The following is a 20,820-nucleotide window of genomic DNA, read 5'->3' on the forward strand; positions in this document are numbered from 1 at the left end:
TGCCACCGGCACTATGATATTGAGCGGTGTTTTGCTCAAGGCATACCGCAGCCGATGGAACATTATTCAGTGGAATAATGATGAGCTATAAAACTTTCTAACATTGTGGCAAAACAATGATGGACTTCCTGGGTTGGATGGACAAAGTCATTGAAGACGTATTGCGGACATATATCCAGTTGAGGGTCTTTAGCCCCGGGAAGATGTACATAGCCGTGGTGAGTATAAGGGTTTTCCGTATCATAACCAATGTTACTGGCCACCTCCATTATCATCTTAAATGCATCGGCAGTCTCGAAATAGCATATTTTGTGCTGGGGGTATTTTTCTTTTAATTCTTCAACATTAGTTTTTAGCAGGGCATTGTGAGCGGTGCTTTCATCCTTAAGTTTTCTTTTTTCATCAGAATATTTGCCATAGGGCGTCAAAGACAAATCGGGAATCCCCATGACTAAAATATTATTAACTCCACCGGAAATTATTTTTTCAATATCATCAATTTGTTGCTCAACGACCATCATTACATTATCTTTGTGTAGTGTCATATAGTCATTAGCCCCCAATAAAAATATCGCCAGGTCCTGGTGAGAAGGGGTGTAAGATGCGACTTGTCTGTCCGTATTTGATACAAAGTCACCGAGGCAATTAAAGCAGGAATAGCTTGCCGATGTACTTCCCCCTTCAGCAAAATTAAGCATCTCTTTACCTAAGAAGTGTGGAGATGATAAAAACTCAGTCCAGGTAAATCCATTAGTAAACCTTCCGCCAAAGTATTGACCATAGGAAGGTAAAATATGATGTGTTTTTTCAAACATACGCCCCATGGAGTCAGATAAACTGTCGCCAAAAAATACCAGTCTGGTAATATCACATAAAGAAATATTTTTTGGCTTGGGATGTAATTTATTGATTTCTTTGGCAAGACCAAAAGCTTCCGGATGACATTCAACCTCAATAGATAAAATATTTTCACCATTATCATCTTTAATAATCAACTTATCGGCCTGTTCCTGTGATTCTATAATAAATTGTTCTTTACATCCCTGAGACGCTAAGGCTCGAAGTTTGATGTAGGCTCCGCGAACTTGTACCGGTGTTAGATTCAGTTCCTGATAGTGGTAAAGTTTAAAGATACATTCGAGCGCTTCTGCATGGTAGGTGGTGAAGAAATATGCTTTGATTTTCTCCCATAAACTTAATTCCGGAGGGCGTGCGCTTTCTTTTATCACATTAAATCTTTCAGCACTGATAGATGATGTGAAATACCCCTGTCCAACACTCAATGGCATAGTGTCCTCCTTACTCTATTAAACGCGCTTTAGTAAAGTATTAACTAGCAAATATTAGCAAGTAAAGTAATCAGGTAAATGGTGTATATGGAATTGCGCTTCTTTAACAGTTTGCCGTCGCCAATAAAATACATGCAATATTTATTATTTTTCAACGAAGTAAATATATCATCAACAACGTGAGGTTAATGCCGGGTACATATTATCTGACTGCTATCATTATTGACTGTGCGTCTGGTTAAGGCAAAGCTCTAAAAAAAGTAGCCACTCCTGATTTTAGTGTGCTGGCGTGGGTATGAGCTGGCTTGATATTCAGGAAAATTAGGTGAACTTATCATCCAACTATTATTTCCAGGGGGTTAGTGTTTTATATAACGTGTTGATTTCTATTTTCATACTAAATCTTTGTTAAGTGAGTTAACTATAATGAGTGATGATTCAATTATTAAAAACTCTTCAATGCTTTTGGCCTATTTAGGTGGTCTGGGATGGGGGAGCGCCTATTTTTATGGCTGGGGCGTCTCCGCGTACTATGGTTTCCCGTGGTGGTATGTAGGCGTCGGCCCTGACAACATTGCCCGAAGTCTATTCCATGCGATTAGCCTGATGGCTATATTCATAATAGCATGGGGAGTGGGTATTCTATTGTTTTTTCTAGTAAAGCAAAAAGCACGTATCCACGACCTTAGCTTCTTACGCCTTTTTTTGGCAGCGGTTTTGTTCTTTATTCCAATTGTTATCGAGTTTTCTCTCTTAACAGAATCGTTTTTGTGGGAGCTTTTTTTTATCATTTTACTGGTGGCTTTATGCTTATCGGTGGGGATGCGTTTTTATAGTAAATTGATGCCAGTGATTTGTTTTACGCAACTCAGTTGGGTGCGAAGGCATTGTTTCACTATAGTTATGCTTGGTTTTATTATATATTTTTTTATATTTTCTTTTTTTGTTGGGATCTATAAGCCACAATTAAAGAAAGAATACGAAATGATATTGTATGATGGAGGCTGGTACTACGTCCTGGCCAGATATCATGATAGTTTTATTTTGTCGAAATCCTTTACTAAAAATAACAATAGATTTATTATTTTTAGACCAGAAGATGGGCACTCTTATGAGATTACTCTGGTAAAAGTCAGGCTTTAATAAAATACTGGTTGGCAAGAGCGTGAAATGACGCCAGAGCTTCCCATAGCAGCGATTGAGGAAAGAACTGAGCGCCCATATCTGTAAGCTGTGGAATAGCAATGCCGGGAAGGGCATGGCATGACACTTTATCTGACATTACCATTTGAGTGACAGGTTAGCAGATGTTTCAGGCCAAACCCAAGTTGAATTGGACCGCTCAGAAGCCGATTACCTACATAACAAATATTGGCCGCAAGCTTATGCTGTGGGCGAAATATACGACCGCTATTAGCCAGACTGGCTGTTAACTTATTTACCTTCCCATAGTAACCTATAACAGGGCTTCCTGAGGCATTGGCTAGCATCTGTGCATTGGAAAAACAGCTTCCATTTGCACTATAGCAACTTATAAAGTTTATTGCCTCATGAGAGTTGCTAATATGGTGGATTGATTTTGAAAGTAATGATGACTGACTTGCCCCGGAACCGTACCGATTTTCATGTTGAACAACAAAAGGAGCACCATGTTTACAAATCGAAATAGGCATGGATTATTACCTGAGATTGATTTCAAATTAACAATAATGATGACGCTTTTGGGTATTAAAAATCTTTCAAATAACGCTCATTTGATTTTTTGTCCACATTGACTAAGCCTGGAAAGACACAGGGTTGAGATATTTCTGCTACCCGTCGGCGGTGTATCGCAGTTGTGATGTTACGTTCTTACAAGACTGACATCTGCATATCATAACCTTTATTCATTACCACCTGGTGAGTAAGTAAAAACTATTGAGCAAATATTTACTTCTGGGTAATGGGACTGGATTCACACGGCATTACCTCTGTGCCCCAGTCGGGCAGAACATTGCAGCTAAGAAAGGAAGCTTTGGCGTTTATTGTCTATGGCCAGAAAAAGTTCCCGTGAGCTGGATATGCTGAATGTGAACTGATTCTTGATGACCTATGCCGGTAAGTTATAAGCGATTGATTTTTATATTGCGTGTAATTTTACAATTACATAAACATTAAATTATGATAGTATACCCCCCTATAGTATATGGAGGTCGAATGCCGCATTCACCTGAAGATAAAAAACGTATCCTTACCCGTGTTCGTCGCATACGCGGGCAGGTCGAAGCGCTGGAGCGGGCGCTTGAGTCTGGCGAACCTTGTCTGGCGATTCTGCAACAGATTGCCGCCGTGCGCGGCGCGTCTAATGGCCTGATGAGTGAAATGGTTGAAATCCATCTGAAAGATGAGCTGGTCAGCGGGGAAACTACGCCAGATCAGCGCGCGGTTCGGATGGCGGAAATCGGTCATCTTCTTCGCGCTTATCTAAAATAACAATTTCCCTCACCGTAACAGGAAGAGATATATGAAATCACGTGCAGCAGTTGCTTTTGGTCCCGGTCAGCCGTTAAAAATTGTCGAGATTGACGTTGCGCCGCCGAAAAAAGGCGAAGTTCTGGTCAAAATCACTCATACCGGCGTTTGCCATACCGATGCTTTTACCCTTTCCGGCGATGATCCGGAAGGCGTATTCCCGGCAGTCCTGGGGCACGAAGGCGGCGGCGTGGTAGTCGAGGTCGGCGAGGGGGTCACCAGCCTGAAACCCGGCGACCATGTTATTCCACTGTACACGGCGGAATGCGGCGAGTGTAAGTTCTGTAAGTCCGGTAAAACTAACCTTTGTCAGGCCGTACGCGCCACTCAGGGAAAAGGGCTGATGCCGGATGGCACTACCCGCTTTTCTTATAACGGCGAACCCGTTTATCACTATATGGGAACCAGCACGTTCAGCGAATATACTGTTTGCGCGGAAATTTCTCTGGCGAAAGTGAACCCGCAGGCGCCGCTGGATAAAGTGTGTCTGTTGGGCTGCGGCGTGACGACGGGTATTGGCGCCGTCCATAACACCGCTAAAGTGAAAGCGGGCGACACCGTTGCCGTTTTTGGTTTAGGCGGTATTGGGCTGGCGGTTATTCAGGGCGCGGTTCAGGCTAAAGCCGGGCGTATTTTAGCTGTCGACACGAATCCGGAAAAATTTACGCTGGCGGGCGAAATGGGGGCCACGGACTTTATTAATCCGAATGATTACGACAAACCGATCCAGGACGTTATTGTTGAGCTTACTGATGGCGGCGTAGATTTCAGTTTTGAATGTATCGGCAACGTTAACGTGATGCGAGCAGCGCTGGAATGTTGTCATAAAGGCTGGGGCGAAAGCATTATTATTGGCGTAGCGGGGGCAGGGCAGGAAATCAAAACCCGTCCCTTCCAGCTAGTGACCGGTCGCGTCTGGCGTGGCTCCGCCTTTGGCGGCGTGAAAGGGCGCACGCAGCTGCCAGGGATGGTAGAAGATGCGATGAACGGTAAAATCCATTTAGATCCTTTTATTACTCACCGCCTGCCGCTGGAGCAGATTAACGATGCCTTTGAACTGATGCATCAGGGTAAATCCATCCGTACTGTTATCCACTTTAGCGATAACTGATTCATCCGCCAGCGGATTTTCCGCTGGCGCTTTTCTGAATTTTCTGGAATGAATGTTGTGAAAATGTGACGAAGGCGATGCTTTTCGCGGTAAGCAAACGTCACGAAGTGCCGATGACTATCTAACGGGCGTGTTTTACGCATAAAACCTACAAGAGAGTCGACGGTCATGGGCAACACATTCTCGATGCAAGCCTCGCATAAACTGGGCTTCCTGCATCATATTCGGCTGGTTCCGCTGTTTTCCTCCATTCTCGGTGGCATCCTTCTTCTTTTTGCTTTGAGCGCCGGGCTGGCAGGCTATTTTCTGTTACAGGCCGATCGCGATCAGCGTGATGTCACGGACGAGATTCAGGTACGGATGGGATTATCCAACAGCGCTAACCACTTACGTACCGCACGTATCAATATGATCCACGCTGGCGCGGCGAGCCGGATTGCTGAAATGGATGAAATGAAAGCCAATATTGCCGCTGCGGAAACGCGGATCAAGCAGTCTCAGGACGGCTTTAACGCTTATATGTCCAGAGCGGTGAAAACACCCGCCGATGACGCATTGGATAACGAGTTAAACGCCCGCTACACCGCCTATATCAACGGCCTGCAACCGATGCTGAAATTTGCCAAAAATGGCATGTTCGAAGCGATCATTAATCATGAAAACGAGCAGGCAAAACAACTGGATGCCGCATATAACCATGTCCTGTTGAAAGCGATTGAACTGCGCACCGAGCGGGCAAGACTACTTAGCGAGCAGGCTTACCAACGTACCCGGCTCGGTATGATGTTTATGATTGGCGCATTTACGTTGGCGCTGGTATTGACGTTAATGACCTTCATGGTACTGCGTCGCACGGTGATACAACCCTTGCAGCAGTCTGCGTCACGTATCGAACGCATTGCGGCGGGCGATCTGACCATGGCTGACGAGCCCACAGGACGCAGTGAAATTGGTCGCCTGAGCCATCATCTTCAGCAGATGCAGCATGCGTTGCAACAAACGGTAGGGGCGGTGCGTCAGGGGGCGGAGGAAATTTATCGAGGCACCAGCGAAATTACTGCTGGTAATACGGATTTATCTTCTCGTACTGAACAGCAGGCTGCCGCCATTGAACAAACCGCGGCCAGTATGGAACAGTTGACGGCAACCGTTAAGCAGAATGCGGATAATGCGCATCACGCCAGCAAACTGGCGGAAGATGCTTCCGGTAAAGCCAGTCGCGGAGGCCAGATGGTTTCCGGGGTCGTACAAACGATGGGGAATATTTCCACCAGCTCGAAAAAAATCTCGGAAATTACCGCCGTCATTAACAGTATCGCTTTCCAGACCAACATTCTGGCGCTGAACGCGGCGGTCGAGGCGGCACGCGCCGGGGAACAAGGACGCGGTTTTGCGGTGGTCGCCAGTGAGGTTCGTACCCTCGCCAGTCGCAGCGCGCAGGCGGCAAAAGAGATTGAAGGCTTGATCGGCGCATCGGTCAGCCTGATTGAACAAGGATCTGAAGAGGTTATCGCTGCGGGGAGCACCATGAATGAGATTGTGGATGCCGTCAAACGCGTCACCGATATTATGCTCGATATCGCGGCAGCCTCTGATGAGCAAAGTCGCGGTATTGTTCAGGTCAGTCAGGCGATTTCTGAGATGGACAAGGTTACGCAACAAAACGCGTCGCTGGTCGAAGAGGCGTCCGCGGCGGCGGCTTCGCTTGAAGAACAGGCCGCCCGCTTGACGCAAGCCGTTGATGCGTTTCATTTACAGGATACTGGCGCGACGATGCGATCATCCTTCCTTTAGTAAGCGTCGCGCCAGCGGGCTATTTTAGCCGCGGGCGCGTTTATTCTCCGACAGCCGCTATCACAGCGGCATCGATTTACGGATCGCCGCAATCAGCATTTGCGCCCCGGTTGAGAGCGGGATATCAACTCGCGTAAGAATACCTATCGGCTCGCCCGCGCTCTGGGTCGGCACGGGTAATGAGACCAGCGTCGCCTGGCGAAGATCTTCTTTAACCGCGCCAGAGGGGACGAACCAGACGTAATCGTAATCTACGGTCAGTTGTCGTGATAACGATGCGGATAGCGTTTCGATACATCCGGCAGGCATTTTACACCCCTGGCTTTGCAACAGGGCTTCCGCATTCTGGCGCGGTACCGTGCCTTTTGGCGAGACGACTACCGGCCACTCCATAACCCGACTGAGCGTGATCGTCTCCTGTAACAGGGGATGACCGGGGCGTACCACTAATTTAAGCGATTCTAAAAACAGCAGTTCGTAATTTAAACCGCCCATTAATTCCGGGTCTGACATGCGGCCAATACCCAGATCGATCTCGCCTGATTTCAGACCTGCAAGCAACATCGTATTGTTCATGGTCGCGACCTGTAACGAGGTCGATTTTTGCTGTTGATGGAACCGCCCAATAGCCGCCGGGAGTATACCCAGCGCAGCGGTAGGGAGCGCGCCAACACGCACCACATCGGCGCTGGCGTCCTCTTTGCGATTCAGCGCCTGCCCGGCGGTATTCAATGCATCTAATACTTTTACCGCATGAGTCAAAAATTGTTCGCCAGGAACCGTTAATTGCGCGCCCAGTCGCCCGCGTTCGAACAGACGGGTTCCGGTGAGTTGTTCCAGTTCGTTCAGCGTTTTAGAAAGCGCTGGCTGGCTCAGGTTAAGGGTTTCAGCCGCGCGCCCCAGCGTTCCCTGTTGCGCAACGGCGACAAATGTATGAAGGTGGCGCAACCGAATGCGCTGACTAAACAGACCATTTTTTTCCATAAGCGATGTTAAAAACAGAGCCGTGCGGGTGACAAGTAAAGTTGTTTGTTTTTGATAACCTGATAGCAAAATATTATTAACATTTTACCATTTCAAGTTACAACTGTTTTATTTTACTGATGATTCAACTGCCGTTAAGCATGTTAAGCCGCGATCTGGTCGGGGATATGCCAACTCATGTCAATCCGTTCTGCATAATGAATTCAGACCGGATCACACTTTATAAATTCTTCTCCCCGGAATGGATGAGGTTTTCTACACTCCAGGTAACATTCACTGGAGGCATGACATTATGGCGAACACCATCACGGCAGATGAGATTCGGGAACACTTTTCGCAGGCAATGTCGGCAATGTACCAGCAGGAAGTTCCGCAGTACGGTACGTTACTGGAACTTGTGGCTGACGTGAATCTGGCGGTGCTGGAAAATAATCCCAAACTGCATGAGCAGTTGGCTAATGCCGATGAACTGGCGCGATTGAACGTGGAACGACATGGCGCCATTCGTGTTGGTACCGCAGAAGAACTTTCTACCTTGCGTCGGATATTCGCCATCATGGGGATGTACCCAGTAAGTTATTACGATCTCTCTCAGGCGGGCGTGCCTGTGCACTCCACGGCATTTCGTCCCATTGACGAGGCTTCGCTCTCGCGTAATCCCTTTCGCATGTTCACTTCGCTATTACGCCTGGAGCTCATTGAAAACGCGGCATTACGCCAGCGGGCGGCGGAAATCTTATCGCAGCGGGATATTTTTACATCGCGCTGCCGACAATTGCTGGATGAGTACGACGAGCAGGGCGGTTTTAATGCTGCTCAGGCCGAAGAATTTGTCCGTGAAACGCTGGAGACTTTTCGCTGGCATCGTCAGGCTACCGTTGATGAAGAAACGTACCGCAGCCTGCATCGTGAGCATCGTTTAATTGCCGACGTGGTCTGTTTTCCGGGATGTCACATTAACCATCTGACGCCGCGTACTCTGGATATCGACCGGGTACAGGCCATGATGCCGGAGTGCGGCATTACGCCTAAAATTCTTATCGAAGGTCCGCCTCGCCGCGAAGTGCCTATTCTGTTGCGGCAAACCAGTTTCAAAGCCCTGGAAGAGCAGGTGCTCTTCGTTGATGAAAAGCAGGGTACGCACACGGCGCGCTTCGGCGAAATTGAGCAACGTGGCGTCGCGCTGACGCCAAAAGGTCGTCGATTATATGACGAACTGTTGCACAAGGCGGGAACGGGTAAGGATAACTTCACGCATCAACTCCATTTGCGGGAGGTCTTTAACGCCTTTCCGGATAGCGAATTTCTGCTTCGCCAGCAGGGGCTTGCCTGGTTCCGCTATCGCTTAACGCCTTCCGGCGAGGCGCATCGTCAGGCGATCCATCCTGGCGACGATCCGCAGCCGCTTATTGAGCGCGGTTGGGTGATCGCGCAGCCGATTACCTATGAAGATTTTCTTCCGGTCAGCGCAGCCGGCATTTTTCAGTCGAATTTGGGAAATGAAACGCTGGCAAGAAGCCACGGTAATGCCAGCCGCGACGCCTTTGAACAGGCGCTGGGATGTGCAGTACGGGATGCATTTTCGTTATATCAGGAAGCGGAAGAACGCAGTAAACGCCGTTGCGGTCTGCTTTAAAAGCGGTAAGCTTCACAGGCTGTGAGGATACTGTAAAAGGAAGGCGTTATGTTGAATCCCTCCATCCCGCTGGTGGCGACGCGTCACGGTAAAATCGTGGGCGTCGTACAGGAAGAAATCCATATCTGGCGCGGTATACCTTATGCCGCGCCGCCAACAGGGGAGCTACGCTGGCGTGCGCCGCAGCCTGTTACGCCCTGGCAGGATGTGCGCCAGGCGGATTGTTTCTCCTGCGCCAGTTGGCAGGATATTTCCTGGTGTCGCGAACTCGGCGGCGGCGATCCGGGAAATTTTTCCGAAGACTGTCTCTACCTGAACGTCTGGGCTCCCGCCGTACGTCATGAACCGTTGCCGGTCATGGTCTGGCTACACGGCGGCGGTTACACCATTGGCGCGGGGAGTTTGCCGCCCTATGACGGTCAAGCGCTGGCGAAGCGCGGCTCGATCGTGGTGACGGTCAATTATCGGCTTGGCCATCTGGGCTTTTTCGCGCATCCGGCGCTGGAAGGCGAAGGGGCGGAGTGTATTCATAATTTCGCTTTACTCGATCAAATCGCTGCGCTGCGTTGGGTGCAGGACAATATTGCCGCGTTTGGCGGCGATACGCAGAATGTGACGTTATTTGGCGAATCCGCCGGCGCCCGCAGCGTGCTGTCGTTGATGGCTTCGCCGTTGGCGAAGGGGCTTTTTCATAAAGCGATTATTCAGAGTGGTTATACGCTGCCGGATACGCCCCGCGAGGTGGCGCTAAAAAAAGGCGTTGCGCTGGCAGAACATCTTGGCTTAGCCCATGCCACTGCCGAACAGCTACGCGCTTTACCGGCAGAGACGTTTTGGCCGCTGGACGCGCCTTTTAAAATTGCGCCAACGCCGATTTCCGGCGACGTCGTGCTGCCGCATCCGATGCTGGAAACCTTCTTTGCGGCGAAACAGCATCCGATACCGGTGATGATCGGCTAGAATAGCGATGAAGCCAGCGTATTGGCAGTTTTTGGCGTCGATATTGCCGGTCAAATTCAAAAAATGCGCCGTGAGCGGCGTGTTGGCCTGGGGTTAATCCGGCTGCTTTATCCTGGAGTGAAAGGCGACGAAGCACTAGGGCGGCAGGTCTGTCGGGATATGGTATTTACCACGTTGGATTATGTCGTCATGCAAGCGCAGCAGCGGATCGGCGAACCGTGCTGGCGTTACTGGTTTGATTATGTCGCCGAAGCGGAGCATAACACCTACGCGAATGGTGCCTGTCATGGCAATGAAATACCGTATGTATTCGATACGTTAACGCGGGCTGAGCCCACATGCCATTATGTGAATGAGAATGACCTGGCCTTTGCCTCGCAGGTGGCGGATTACTGGGTGAATTTCGCTCGTCATGCCAGCCGCACGCGCGACGTGCTGCACGGCCCGGTTCGCTGGCCCGCCAGCATTCGGGGGCGAGATCGTCTGTTGCGGATTGGGCTGAACAAACTTGCCGGTTTTAAAGTGGAAAACCGCTTTATGCGTGCGCGTCTGGCGCTGTTTAAACGAGTCATGAAACATCACGTTAGTCTGGAATAAACTTTTCATAACCTGAAGAATGCTGCGTGAGGTTTACATCCGATTCGGTCGGTTCTTATCGACATAAAATATTTACGCTTTTGCACAGTTTCCAGGCGACCAACAATTGGATTATTAATGAATTTTGTCTAGAGTGAGCGGTCAGAAACGGGCACATTCTTGCTGCTGAAAAAACCAGCGCGGGACCATTCACAAGACCAGAAGGACTCATTTTCAGGTATGAATCGTAGACGATTTATTAAAGGTTCAATGGCAATGGCCGCCGTGTGCGGTTCCAGCGGTATTGCTTCACTCTTTTCTCAGGCGGCGTTTGCCGCGGAATCCGATATTGCGGATGGTAAAATTGTCCGTTTTGATTTTGCTGGTCTGCAATCAATGGCCCAGGCGTTAGCGAAAAAGCCCTGGGGTGGCGCGCCGGGACCCTTGCCGGATACGCTCGCCAATCTGACGCCGCAGGCCTATAACAGCATTCAGTATGACGCGGCGCATTCACTCTGGAACGGTGTTGCCAACCGGCAGCTCGATATTCAGTTTTTCCACGTAGGGATGGGCTTCCGTCGTCGCGTACGCATGTTTTCCGTTGATACGACGACGCATCTTGCTCGCGAGATTCATTTTCGCCCGGAACTGTTTAAATACAACGATGCCGGCGTCGACACGACGCAACTGGAAGGGCAGAGCGATCTCGGTTTCGCCGGTTTCCGTGTCTTTAAAGCACCGGAACTGGCGCGGCGCGATGTCGTCTCCTTCCTGGGCGCCAGTTACTTCCGGGCGGTAGATGATACTTATCAGTATGGCCTGTCGGCTCGCGGGCTGGCGATAGATACCTATACTGACGGTCAGGAAGAGTTCCCTGACTTCACCGCATTCTGGTTTGACACCGCCAAGCCGGGCGATACTACGTTTACCGTTTACGCTCTGCTGGACAGCGCCAGCGTGACGGGCGCGTATAAATTTGTGATCCATTGCGAAAAATCGCAGGTGATCATGGATGTAGAAAACCATCTCTATGCCCGTAAAGATATTAAGCAACTTGGCATTGCGCCGATGACCAGTATGTTTAGCTGCGGGAATAATGAACGTCGGGTATGCGACACCATTCATCCGCAAATTCACGATTCCGATCGGCTGGCGATGTGGCGGGGTAACGGCGAGTGGATTTGCCGCCCGCTGAATAATCCGCAGAAATTGCAGTTCAATGCATATATGGACGATAACCCAAAAGGGTTCGGCCTGCTGCAACTCGATCGCGATTTCTCGCATTATCAGGATGTGATGGGCTGGTACAACAAACGTCCGAGCCTGTGGGTGGAGCCGCGCAGTAAGTGGGGGAAAGGTGCAGTTAGCCTGATGGAGATCCCAACCACTGGCGAAACTCTGGATAATGTGGTCTGTTTCTGGCAGCCGGAAAAAGCGATCAAAGCCGGGGATGCGCTGGTGTTCAATTATCGTTTGTACTGGAGCGCGCAGCCGCCGGTACGATCGCCGCTTGCGCGGGTCATGGCGACCCGTACAGGGATGGGCGGATTTCCCGAGGGTTGGGCGCCGGGCGAACATTACCCGGATAAATGGGCGCGCCGTTTTGCTATTGATTTTGTCGGCGGCGATCTGAAAGCGGCCGCGCCAAAAGGCATTGAGCCGGTAATTACGCTTTCCAGTGGCGAGGCGAAGCAGATTGAGATCCTCTACGTTGAGCCTTTCGACGGTTATCGTATCCAGTTTGACTGGTATCCGACCTCGGATTCTACGGCACCGGTGGATATGCGTATGTTCCTGCGCTGCCAGGGGGAGGCTATCAGCGAAACCTGGCTGTATCAGTATTTCCCCCCCGCGCCGGATAAGCGCCGTTATGTCGACGATCGTATCATGCGTTAGTCAGTTTGCCTTCTGTACCGCCACAAAGGCGGTACAGGTTCCCGAAATTGCCCTGACATAAACCCATTCGTGAGCCGCTGTTTTTGTGACACGGCCTTTCCATCGTTCTATTTTTGCAACAGTCCTTCCTGTTTATCCCTCTCGATCCTGCGGACAGGGAACATTAAGATAACTTCACCTTATTTAAGATATAAAGTGAATATAATGAAAAAGAGTTTTCTTGGTGCTGTCCTGTCTCTGGGTTTATTAAGTGCTGCTCATGCAGATGTATATAAATTTGATAATACGCATACCAATGCGGTATTTAATATCGATCATTTCCAGACCTCAACCAATCATGGCGGGTTTTATGCTATTAGCGGCGAACTGAAATATCAGCCGGAAAAGCAAGTCGCAGAGATGCGTGTGACGATTCCCGTGAGCGCCTTAAATACCGGGGTGGATGCGTTTGATAACCATATTCGCAGTAGCGATATTCTGGATGCGGAAAAATATCCAGAAATAGTATTTAAATCGACAAAATGGCATTTTGAAGATAATAAACCAGTTTCTATTGACGGTTTGTTAACAATGAAGGGAGTAACTAAGCCCGTCACCTTAACCACCACCAAGTTTGGCTGTTATATGAGCCCGATATTCAAGGCGCAGGTTTGCGGTGGTGATTTTGTCACGCAAATAGATCGCACCCAATGGGGGGTAGATTATCTGGTCGATATGGGGATGACGAAAGTTGTCGATATAAAAATCCAGGCAGAAGCGGTTAAGCAATAAAAGGAATAATGATGAAAACTCATCACCTCATTCGGGTAGTAGCCTCGCTGGCGATGTTGGCAACGTCAGGCCTGGCTTATGCAGAAGAGTACAAAGCCAGCACGGACGAAAAAGCAATAAAAATGACGAACGTAGCCTCTCTGGAAGCGCGCGTTCAAGCCAGAATGGAGAAAGGGGCATTTGGTTATATTCGCGGTGGAGCCGAAGATGAGAATAACCTTCGCAGCAACACCGAAAGCTTTGACAAAAAATATATTATGCCGCGCGTATTACAGGGCATTGAGTTAAAAGAGATCGATTTATCAACGCAGCTACTGGGTATTCCGCTTAAAACGCCTATAATCCAGGCACCGATGGCAGCACAGGGCCTGGCCCACGCCTCCGGAGAGTTGGCAACGGCGAAAGGCATGGCGCAGGTCGGTTCGATTTTCTCGTTGAGCACTTATGGCAACAAGACCATCGAAGAGGTGGCTAACGTTTCCGGGAAAAATCCGTTCTTCTTCCAGCTTTATATGAGTAAGAATAATCAATTTAACGAATTTATTCTTGCACAAGCGGTAAAGCATGGCGCTAAAGCGATTATTCTGACCGTAGATTCGCCTGTCGGTGGTTATCGGGAAGAAGATATTAAAAATAACTTCCAGTTCCCGTTGGGCTTTGCAAACCTGGAAATGTTCGCCAGAAAAAATGACGATGGTTCAAAAACCGGCAAAGGGGCAGGGATAAGTGAAATTTACGCGCAGGCTAAACAAGCCTTTACGCCGGAGGATATTGCCTATGTACATCGTATTTCCGGTCTGCCGGTTATCGTAAAAGGCATTCAGTCGCCGGAGGATGCTGAAATTGCTATCCAGGCCGGGGCCGCAGGAATATGGGTTTCTAACCATGGTGGCCGTCAATTAGACAGCGGGCCGTCCTCATTCGATATGCTTCCTGCGATTGCAAAAGTCGTCAACAAGCGAGTGCCTGTTATTTTTGACAGTGGAGTACGCCGTGGTTCGCACGTATTCAAAGCGTTAGCCAGCGGGGCGGATATTGTGGCGGTTGGCCGGCCTGTATTATACGGTCTTAATCTTGGCGGCGCTCAGGGTGTGGCATCAGTGATTGAACAGCTAAACAAAGAGCTGACAATTAACATGATGTTGGGTGGCGCCAGAAATATTGAACAAGTGAAAACGACACGCTTGTTAACTGAAAAAGATCTGCCCCAGTAATATAAAGGTCGGGTACTATACCCGACCTTTTCCTGTATGATTTCCCTCAACAACGCTTTCGGTAGAAAATGACGCGCTCTGTTTCCTCAAATCCTAACGCCTGGTGAACTTTCTGGGAAATTGTATTTTCCGGCGTGGTATCAGAGGCCATTTCCCGACACCCTTTATTCGTTCCCCATCGTTGCACCGCTGCAATCAATTGTTTCGCTACGCCGCGTTGACGGAACGAGGGGAGAACAAAAATACCTTCAAGAAAAGCCACGGGCGAACTGTCACAGCCATTGACATAATCGTGGCGGATTGAGGCATCCGCAAAGCCAATCGCCACCCCGTCTGCCATCGCAATAAATGATGCCAGATGATCGGCTTGCAGAATTTCTTCGCCGTCCGCCAGATGGGCGTCATCCGGGTGACCAGGCCAGAGCTGTTTTCGCAATCCGCGCCAGTGATCCAGATGGGTTCTGTTCATTTGCCTGATGTCCATTAACGCACTCCTGATGAGGGGTCTGACATGATGAGACGGCATCCCGCTTGCTGATAACGTCGGGCGATAGCAGACGGGAGCGCACTGTCGCTAAGAATGGTAGTAATACAGGACAGCGTCGCCACCGCATGGGGTTCTACAGTATCAAACTTTGAGTGATCGGCCATCAATATGACCTCGCGTGAGCGCTGAATAATGCGCGTTTTAACGCCCACTTCAAACATGGTAGCGTTGGTGATGCCCGTTTCAATCGACAGCGCATCGCAGGAGATAAAGGCGCGTTCAACGGCAAAGGCGTTAATCATCTCCAGCGCCAGACTCTCGCCCACCGAAAAGTAACCGGGGCGAATCAGTCCGCCGATAATGTAACTCTCTACGTGTGGGAAGCCCCCCAGTTCATTAGCGATTTTGATGTCATTGCAAATGACTTTTACTTTGGCGTCGACCAGACATTTTGCCAGTTCCAGACAGGTGGAGCCGGAGTCGAGAAAAAAGCAGTCTCCATCCTTGATGAACGTGCGGGCGAGGGCGGCGATTTCGCGTTTCGCCTCGCTTTGTAACGTTCGCTTAACGTCGAAAACATATTCTTTATCTTCCGTACTGTCGTCGAAGTCAATACAACCATGGCCGCGAACCATACCGGGATAACGGCTGGCAATATAGTGAAAATCCCGGCGCACGGTTGCCTCTGCATAGCCAAAAAGCTCAATAGCTTGCTGTGTTGAGAGGTGCCTGTGTTGCCAAAGGTAATGCAACATCTGTTTGATACGGTCAGGGCGCTGTTGGCTCATCAGCATATGACTCCTTTATAGCGCGGTGAATTGTGACAACGTCACATCATAGTTCGCCGTCGTGAATAACGCCCGGCCAATCACCAGATGCTGTGCGCCTGCGGCGGCAAGCAGCCGTGCGGCGCGAAGTGTAATACCGCCGTCCGCCCAGCATTCCGCAGCAGGGAAATGCTCTCTGCTTTGGCTCACTTTTTCACACATCGCGGCGATAAATTGCTGCCCGCGCCCGTCGGGTTCGCTGGTCATGATCATCAGCGCATCCAGTTGCAATGCCAGATAACGATAAGGCAATAGCGGCGTTGCCGGGTTAAGCGCCAGTCCTGCTTTCGCCCCGATAGCGCGAATATCCGCCAGAATCTCTGAGGGGTTTTGCACGCTTTCGGCATGAATGAAAATCCAGCCGGGGCGGATAGCTGCAAGCCAGGGTAGCCAGCGTTGCGGTGATGAGACCATCAGGTGCAATGAGAGCGGATGGCGAGTGTATTGTGCGACTGCCTGAATGGTTTTCATACCGAAGGTAATATTGTTGATGAAACTGGTATCTTCGATATCCAGATGCAGCGAGCCGATAGGCGCATCGTGTAAAGCGGTCAACGCCTCGGCATAGCGCAGCGGATCGGCGGAGGCCAGTGAAGGGTGCAGGATCATCGAAACCTCCATCAGCGCAATGCGGTTAATTGCGCGAAAAGCGCGGCGTCATTTGGCGCATCTTGCAGCATCGCGACGCTTTCCGGCGAGTCGAGCCACTGGCTGATGCGTTGAATGGTGCGAATATGTGCTTCGGCATCCGTGGCGCTGGCGCAAAGCAACAGCCAGATGGGATCGCAATCCGCATTGCCGAAAGCGACCGGCGTTGCTAACGTAGTGACGCTGATTTGATTATGGTTAGCGCCTTGCTCCGGTCTGGCATGGGGCAGCGCAATCCCCGGCGCGATAAGATAATATGGCCCCCATTTAAGGGTGTTCTCAATAATACCGTCCAGGTAGCAGGGGGCCGCCGCGCCGAAGGTAATCAGCGGACGAACGGCGATATCCAGCGCGTGTCGCCAGTCGCTGGCATGGCGTTGCGCCTGAACCCACTTAACATCATTAATCATCGATCGTTGACTCCTTGCCGGTTCGGGTTACTCTGAAACCGATCCCCGGCGTGTCTTTTGGCGAAGGCGACGGAGATCGGCAGAAGAGTTATCGCTCTCTGCAGGGGATAAGCGTTTTGCTTATCCCCATTTTATTGTCGGATATGGCGTACTTTCTCCATAAACTTCGCCACGCGCGCCTGGTCGACAAAGTTGGCGAAGACGCCGTCTTTTTTAAACGTGGTTGCCGTTACGCATCCGTCGGCAATGCAGAGCTGCTCCTCGACGTTTTCCAGACACACCCCGGTATTCGCCAGCACGACCGTGTCGGGAACGGTCTCTTTTACCCGCTTCAGTATGGCGCTATCCGTGCGGGCGCCCGCCGTCAGCCCCGAGACGCACAGGGCATCGGGGTTATTGTTAAATACGGTCGATTTCGCAATTGAACAGACATCCCGGTTTCCCAGATACACCGCCGCTTCCGGCACGATGTTAAACAGCGTTTTCACGTGACTTGCGCCGATGCGATGCTGATGGCGAATGGTTTCGCCGACATTCGTATCCCAGACGCCAAAATCGCTGGCGTAAGCGCCGGTGAAAATTTCGCGAATAAATTTTGCGTCGGTCGCCATTGCCAAATCAAACGAGGCCACAGGGTCCCACAACACGTTTACCCCAAACGGTACGCGAATTTCACTCATTAACTGACCGATGATTCTTGCCATCGCGGTGGTCGTTTCCGGTCTGACTTTCGTTAAATAAGGCAGACTAAATTCGTTGGAGAACATCACCGCATCCACGCCGCCATTTTGTAGCGCCATTAAATCGTCATGGGCGCGGTCAATTACCCAGTTCATGCCTTTCCTGGTATCGAACCCGGGATCGCCCGGCAACGCCCGTAAATGGCACATGGCGATAACGGCTTTTTCTGTTCCTATTACCTCTTTTAGCCAACTCATTCTGGGTTGCTCCTTATTCCGGTAGTTCACGTTTACGTAAGACAAGTATGATGCTGGCGACAATGCCGACCACAATAACCACGCCAATCATGCCCAGCGACATCAATTCAGATATTGACCAGCCAAACATATTTCCCACCGACAGCGCGGTAATTTGCGCGTTTTCAGCGGCGAAGCTAAAGCCGCCTTTGAGCGCCATATCGGTAAAGTACGGCGCGAACTGGGTGGCGATCAGCAAAACGGTAATCATGACAATGATGCCGCTGAGCAGAGTACGAATCAGATCGCCGCGATGAATAACTGTGGCCATGCAGATAAAAAATGGCGCGACCGGTAAATCAGCCAGCGGCAGGACTTTATTGCCCGGCAGTATGCTCGCCAGAATTAACATGATGGGAATTAACAGCAGTCCAACCGCGATGGTGGTCGGGTGGCCTAACGTCACTGCGGTATCCAGACCGATAAAGACTTCGCGCCCTTTAAAGTGTTTCTGGAAGAACTTACGCGCGCCGTCGGAAATGGGCATTAATCCCTCAACGATAAGGCGAATCATGCGCGGAAACAGCACCATAATCGCCGCCACGGTAATCATTAAGGTTGCGCACCCTTTAAAGCCTTCGCCTGCGGCAAGTCCGAAGATCAGCCCGAGAACAACGCCAATGATCACCGGGTCGCCGACCATCCCATACCGTTTTTGGATCTCCTGAGCGTCTATATTGCGTCCTTTCATAAACGGTATTTTTTCGTATATCGCATCCAGCAATACGAACAACGGCACGGAACTGGAGCCATACCCTTGCGGAATAGAAATCCCTTCCAGACCCACAATGTTCTGTACCCGTTTCGCCGTCCAGTCGGCCATTTTCAACGACAAGGCGGCGTGGCAAATCGCGCCCAGTACGCCATAAATCAGACTGCCGGTCATCAACTGGACGACCGTTCCGGTAATGGCGTAGTGCCAGTAGTTATAAATATCAACGTTCATGGTTTTGGTCAGACGAGTCACCAGCATACCGACGTTGAGCAGAAAGATAACGGGAATGATCATCGCGCCGATGGCCGTCGCATAGCCGACGCCGGATGCGGGCCCGGCGCCGACGTCAAACACATGCAGCGTCAGGCCAAAACGCTCAATCATCACTTTAATCGGCGGACTGAGACTGTCGATCGCCATGACGATCACCAACCCCATGCCGACAAAACCGATGCCGACCGTCACCCCGGCTTTCACTGCCTGCAGCCAGGGAATACGAAAGATTAAGCCGATGATAATCATAATGATGGGCACAAAAACGGTGCCGCCGAGAGACAGGATGTAATCAAACATAATGCCCCCTTTATTGTGTTAACAGCGCCTTGATTTCTTGTTTTAATGCGTCGTCGTTGATGCCTGTCAGCAGGGCGGCGCCGTTGAGCGTCGGGATGCCATAGTCACTGTGCGTACGCATGGACGTTACGATGAGATCCATACCGTTACAGTTCAACGGGATCTCATTCAGACAACATTGCGCCGTGGTTGCCGCAATGCCTTGCTCCGCAAGAAAGTCCTGCAGTTTTTGTGCAATCATGGTTGATGTCGACATGCCGGTACCACATGCCACAAGGATCTTCTTCATCATGGTCGTGCCTCTTGTGTAGCGCCTGTTTCAGGCTCAATGGGAAACTGCTCTGGCGACATATTGGCCAGCGCAGTCAGTAAACGGATACAATCAGCCAGGTCGCGCAGGCTGGCGACTTCGGCTGGCGAGTGGGTATAGCGGCAGGGAATAGAAAGACTGGCGCAGGGAATACCGTCCAGTTCAACCTGAATGTAGCCGGTTTCGGTGATGACGCCTGGCGCGACTTCTCGCTGTACGGGAATATTATTTTCGTGCGCGGTGGTCTCCAGCATCCGCAGCAAACGCGGCGGCGTAATCAGTCCCGCCAACGTACCGCGTCCGTGATAGTTCAGACAGGTGATGCCGACGCCGTGGTTGACCCGCACATCCGAGTAATCCTGCAGGTCAGGCGTGTCGCAGGAGGGGGTGATATCAATACCAATCGCCAGGTCGGGGCGCACGCGTCGTAAAACGGGAATAATACCGCGAATATTGAACTCTTCCTGTACCGACGCGACCAGGAATACCGCGATATCAAGCGGTGTGGAGGCGATAGCCTCGGCGACGCCCAGTAGCGCCGTACACCCCAGCCTGTCATCCAGCGCCTTACTGCACACCAGGTCGTTGCCCAGACAGTGCGGCGGGTTGTAAAGGGTTACTGGCGTCCCCACCTGAATACCCATTCGTTCGGCATCCGCTTTATCTTTTGCGCCGATATCAATCCAGAGTTTATCGAGAGCGGGTGGCTGGGTGCGCTCGTCACCCTTCGCGAAGTGATATGCTTTAATACCGATACAGCCCATGATATCGCCTGAACGTCCGGCAAGCGTCACAATCGAACCGGGCATAGTAATTTGCGCCGGGCCGCCCACGCGTTCAAAACGTAAAAAACCGGAGGGTTCGATCTTGCGTACCATAAAACCCACTTCATCCATATGCGCAAAAATCATCAGGCGAAGCGCGTCGGGTTTATCGCTGCCATAACGGGCGACGACATTGCCTAAGCGATCCCGCCAGACGTCTTTGGCCTGCTGTTCAAACGCGTGCTGCATAACGTTTGCAATACTGCTTTCATGTCCTGAAATCCCGTTTAGCCGCAGTAAAGAAAAAAGCGTTTCCTGCACAGAAAAGGTCATTGGCGTCTCCGTGGTGATAAAACAATCAGTCGTT

At 50.5% G+C, this 20,820-nt stretch carries 19 protein-coding genes and 1 pseudogene; 9 read left to right on the forward strand and 11 right to left on the reverse strand.

What is annotated here, in order from left to right:
* Positions 1 to 62: 62 nt before the first annotated feature.
* Complete coding sequence (gene sseJ, locus ACLJQD_RS07130) at positions 63 to 1,289, reverse strand: SPI-2 type III secretion system effector SseJ (RefSeq protein WP_017441317.1); 1,227 nt, start codon at positions 1,287 to 1,289, stop codon at positions 63 to 65.
* Between the two features lie 426 nt (positions 1,290 to 1,715).
* Here sseJ and ACLJQD_RS07135 point away from each other — a divergent pair, with 426 nt between their 5' ends.
* On the forward strand, positions 1,716 to 2,432 hold the full coding sequence (locus tag ACLJQD_RS07135) for a hypothetical protein (protein WP_001588428.1): 717 nt from the start codon (positions 1,716 to 1,718) through the stop codon (positions 2,430 to 2,432).
* A 128-nt stretch (positions 2,433 to 2,560) separates the two neighbouring features.
* Here ACLJQD_RS07135 and ACLJQD_RS07140 read toward each other — a convergent pair whose 3' ends face one another.
* The gene (locus ACLJQD_RS07140) at positions 2,561 to 2,962 is read right to left on the reverse strand and encodes a hypothetical protein (protein WP_023888773.1); all 402 of its coding nucleotides are present in this window, start codon (positions 2,960 to 2,962) and stop codon (positions 2,561 to 2,563) included.
* Positions 2,963 to 3,485: 523 nt separating this feature from the next.
* On the opposite strand from ACLJQD_RS07140, the gene ACLJQD_RS07145 reads away from it, so the two are divergent.
* From ACLJQD_RS07145 to ACLJQD_RS07155, 3 genes are all read left to right on the forward strand, one after another.
* A complete protein-coding gene (locus tag ACLJQD_RS07145) occupies positions 3,486 to 3,761 on the forward strand; it encodes a metal/formaldehyde-sensitive transcriptional repressor (RefSeq protein ID WP_001120770.1) in 276 nt (91 codons plus the stop codon).
* 31 nt (positions 3,762 to 3,792) lie between these two features.
* On the forward strand, positions 3,793 to 4,911 hold the full coding sequence (locus ACLJQD_RS07150; RefSeq protein WP_017441318.1) for an S-(hydroxymethyl)glutathione dehydrogenase/class III alcohol dehydrogenase: 1,119 nt from the start codon (positions 3,793 to 3,795) through the stop codon (positions 4,909 to 4,911).
* A gap of 168 nt (positions 4,912 to 5,079) precedes the next feature.
* Positions 5,080 to 6,705 (forward strand): methyl-accepting chemotaxis protein, encoded by a 1,626-nt coding sequence (locus tag ACLJQD_RS07155; RefSeq protein WP_000528480.1) that lies wholly within the window; start codon positions 5,080 to 5,082, stop codon positions 6,703 to 6,705.
* A gap of 60 nt (positions 6,706 to 6,765) precedes the next feature.
* On the opposite strand, the gene ACLJQD_RS07160 is transcribed toward ACLJQD_RS07155, so the two are convergent.
* Positions 6,766 to 7,689 carry a LysR substrate-binding domain-containing protein gene (locus ACLJQD_RS07160; protein WP_000414259.1) on the reverse strand — a complete coding sequence of 308 codons (924 nt, stop codon included), beginning with the start codon at positions 7,687 to 7,689 and terminating at the stop codon, positions 6,766 to 6,768.
* A gap of 292 nt (positions 7,690 to 7,981) precedes the next feature.
* On the opposite strand from ACLJQD_RS07160, the gene ACLJQD_RS07165 reads away from it, so the two are divergent.
* The 5 genes and pseudogenes from ACLJQD_RS07165 to ACLJQD_RS07185 all read left to right on the forward strand — a co-directional run bounded on the left by ACLJQD_RS07165 (position 7,982) and on the right by ACLJQD_RS07185 (position 14,742).
* Positions 7,982 to 9,325: a VOC family protein gene (locus ACLJQD_RS07165; RefSeq protein ID WP_017441319.1), complete on the forward strand. Its 1,344-nt coding sequence runs from the start codon at positions 7,982 to 7,984 to the stop codon at positions 9,323 to 9,325.
* A gap of 48 nt (positions 9,326 to 9,373) precedes the next feature.
* A pseudogene (locus ACLJQD_RS07170) lies at positions 9,374 to 10,882 on the forward strand (carboxylesterase/lipase family protein).
* A gap of 219 nt (positions 10,883 to 11,101) precedes the next feature.
* Complete coding sequence (locus tag ACLJQD_RS07175; protein WP_017441320.1) at positions 11,102 to 12,757, forward strand: glucan biosynthesis protein D; 1,656 nt, start codon at positions 11,102 to 11,104, stop codon at positions 12,755 to 12,757.
* 195 nt (positions 12,758 to 12,952) lie between these two features.
* The gene (locus ACLJQD_RS07180) at positions 12,953 to 13,528 is read left to right on the forward strand and encodes a YceI family protein (protein WP_001024319.1); all 576 of its coding nucleotides are present in this window, start codon (positions 12,953 to 12,955) and stop codon (positions 13,526 to 13,528) included.
* Between the two features lie 11 nt (positions 13,529 to 13,539).
* Entirely contained in the window at positions 13,540 to 14,742 is a 1,203-nt protein-coding gene (locus tag ACLJQD_RS07185) for a lactate oxidase (RefSeq protein WP_000848084.1), read from the forward strand.
* Between the two features lie 46 nt (positions 14,743 to 14,788).
* Here the strand turns inward: ACLJQD_RS07185 and aac(6') are convergent, their stop codons facing one another.
* From aac(6') to ACLJQD_RS07225, 8 genes are all read right to left on the reverse strand, one after another.
* Positions 14,789 to 15,226 (reverse strand): cryptic aminoglycoside N-acetyltransferase AAC(6')-Iy/Iaa, encoded by a 438-nt coding sequence (gene aac(6'), locus ACLJQD_RS07190; protein ID WP_001649384.1) that lies wholly within the window; start codon positions 15,224 to 15,226, stop codon positions 14,789 to 14,791.
* Positions 15,226 to 16,017: a DeoR/GlpR family DNA-binding transcription regulator gene (locus tag ACLJQD_RS07195; protein WP_023195771.1), complete on the reverse strand. Its 792-nt coding sequence runs from the start codon at positions 16,015 to 16,017 to the stop codon at positions 15,226 to 15,228. The genes aac(6') and ACLJQD_RS07195 overlap by 1 nt, the downstream gene beginning before the upstream one ends.
* 15 nt (positions 16,018 to 16,032) lie before the next feature.
* Positions 16,033 to 16,665, reverse strand: a complete 633-nt coding sequence (locus tag ACLJQD_RS07200) for a ribulose-phosphate 3 epimerase family protein (protein ID WP_017441321.1) — start codon at positions 16,663 to 16,665, stop codon at positions 16,033 to 16,035.
* Positions 16,666 to 16,676: 11 nt separating this feature from the next.
* Complete coding sequence (gene sgcA / locus ACLJQD_RS07205; RefSeq protein WP_000606454.1) at positions 16,677 to 17,114, reverse strand: SgcA family PTS sugar transporter subunit IIA; 438 nt, start codon at positions 17,112 to 17,114, stop codon at positions 16,677 to 16,679.
* 131 nt (positions 17,115 to 17,245) lie between these two features.
* Complete coding sequence (gene sgcQ / locus ACLJQD_RS07210) at positions 17,246 to 18,052, reverse strand: BtpA family protein SgcQ (protein ID WP_000118620.1); 807 nt, start codon at positions 18,050 to 18,052, stop codon at positions 17,246 to 17,248.
* A 13-nt stretch (positions 18,053 to 18,065) separates the two neighbouring features.
* Positions 18,066 to 19,379: a PTS sugar transporter subunit IIC SgcC gene (sgcC, locus tag ACLJQD_RS07215; RefSeq protein WP_000460835.1), complete on the reverse strand. Its 1,314-nt coding sequence runs from the start codon at positions 19,377 to 19,379 to the stop codon at positions 18,066 to 18,068.
* Positions 19,380 to 19,389: 10 nt separating this feature from the next.
* Positions 19,390 to 19,671 (reverse strand): PTS sugar transporter subunit IIB SgcB, encoded by a 282-nt coding sequence (gene sgcB / locus ACLJQD_RS07220; RefSeq protein WP_000976132.1) that lies wholly within the window; start codon positions 19,669 to 19,671, stop codon positions 19,390 to 19,392.
* Positions 19,668 to 20,786, reverse strand: coding sequence for a M42 family metallopeptidase (locus tag ACLJQD_RS07225; RefSeq protein ID WP_000144619.1), 1,119 nt, complete (start codon positions 20,784 to 20,786; stop codon positions 19,668 to 19,670). Before ACLJQD_RS07225 ends, sgcB begins: the two co-directional genes overlap by 4 nt.
* Between the last annotated feature and the right edge of the window lie 34 nt (positions 20,787 to 20,820).

Source organism: Salmonella sp. SAL04214, from assembly GCF_046550615.1.
Taxonomy (GTDB): Bacteria; Pseudomonadota; Gammaproteobacteria; order Enterobacterales; family Enterobacteriaceae; genus Salmonella; species Salmonella enterica.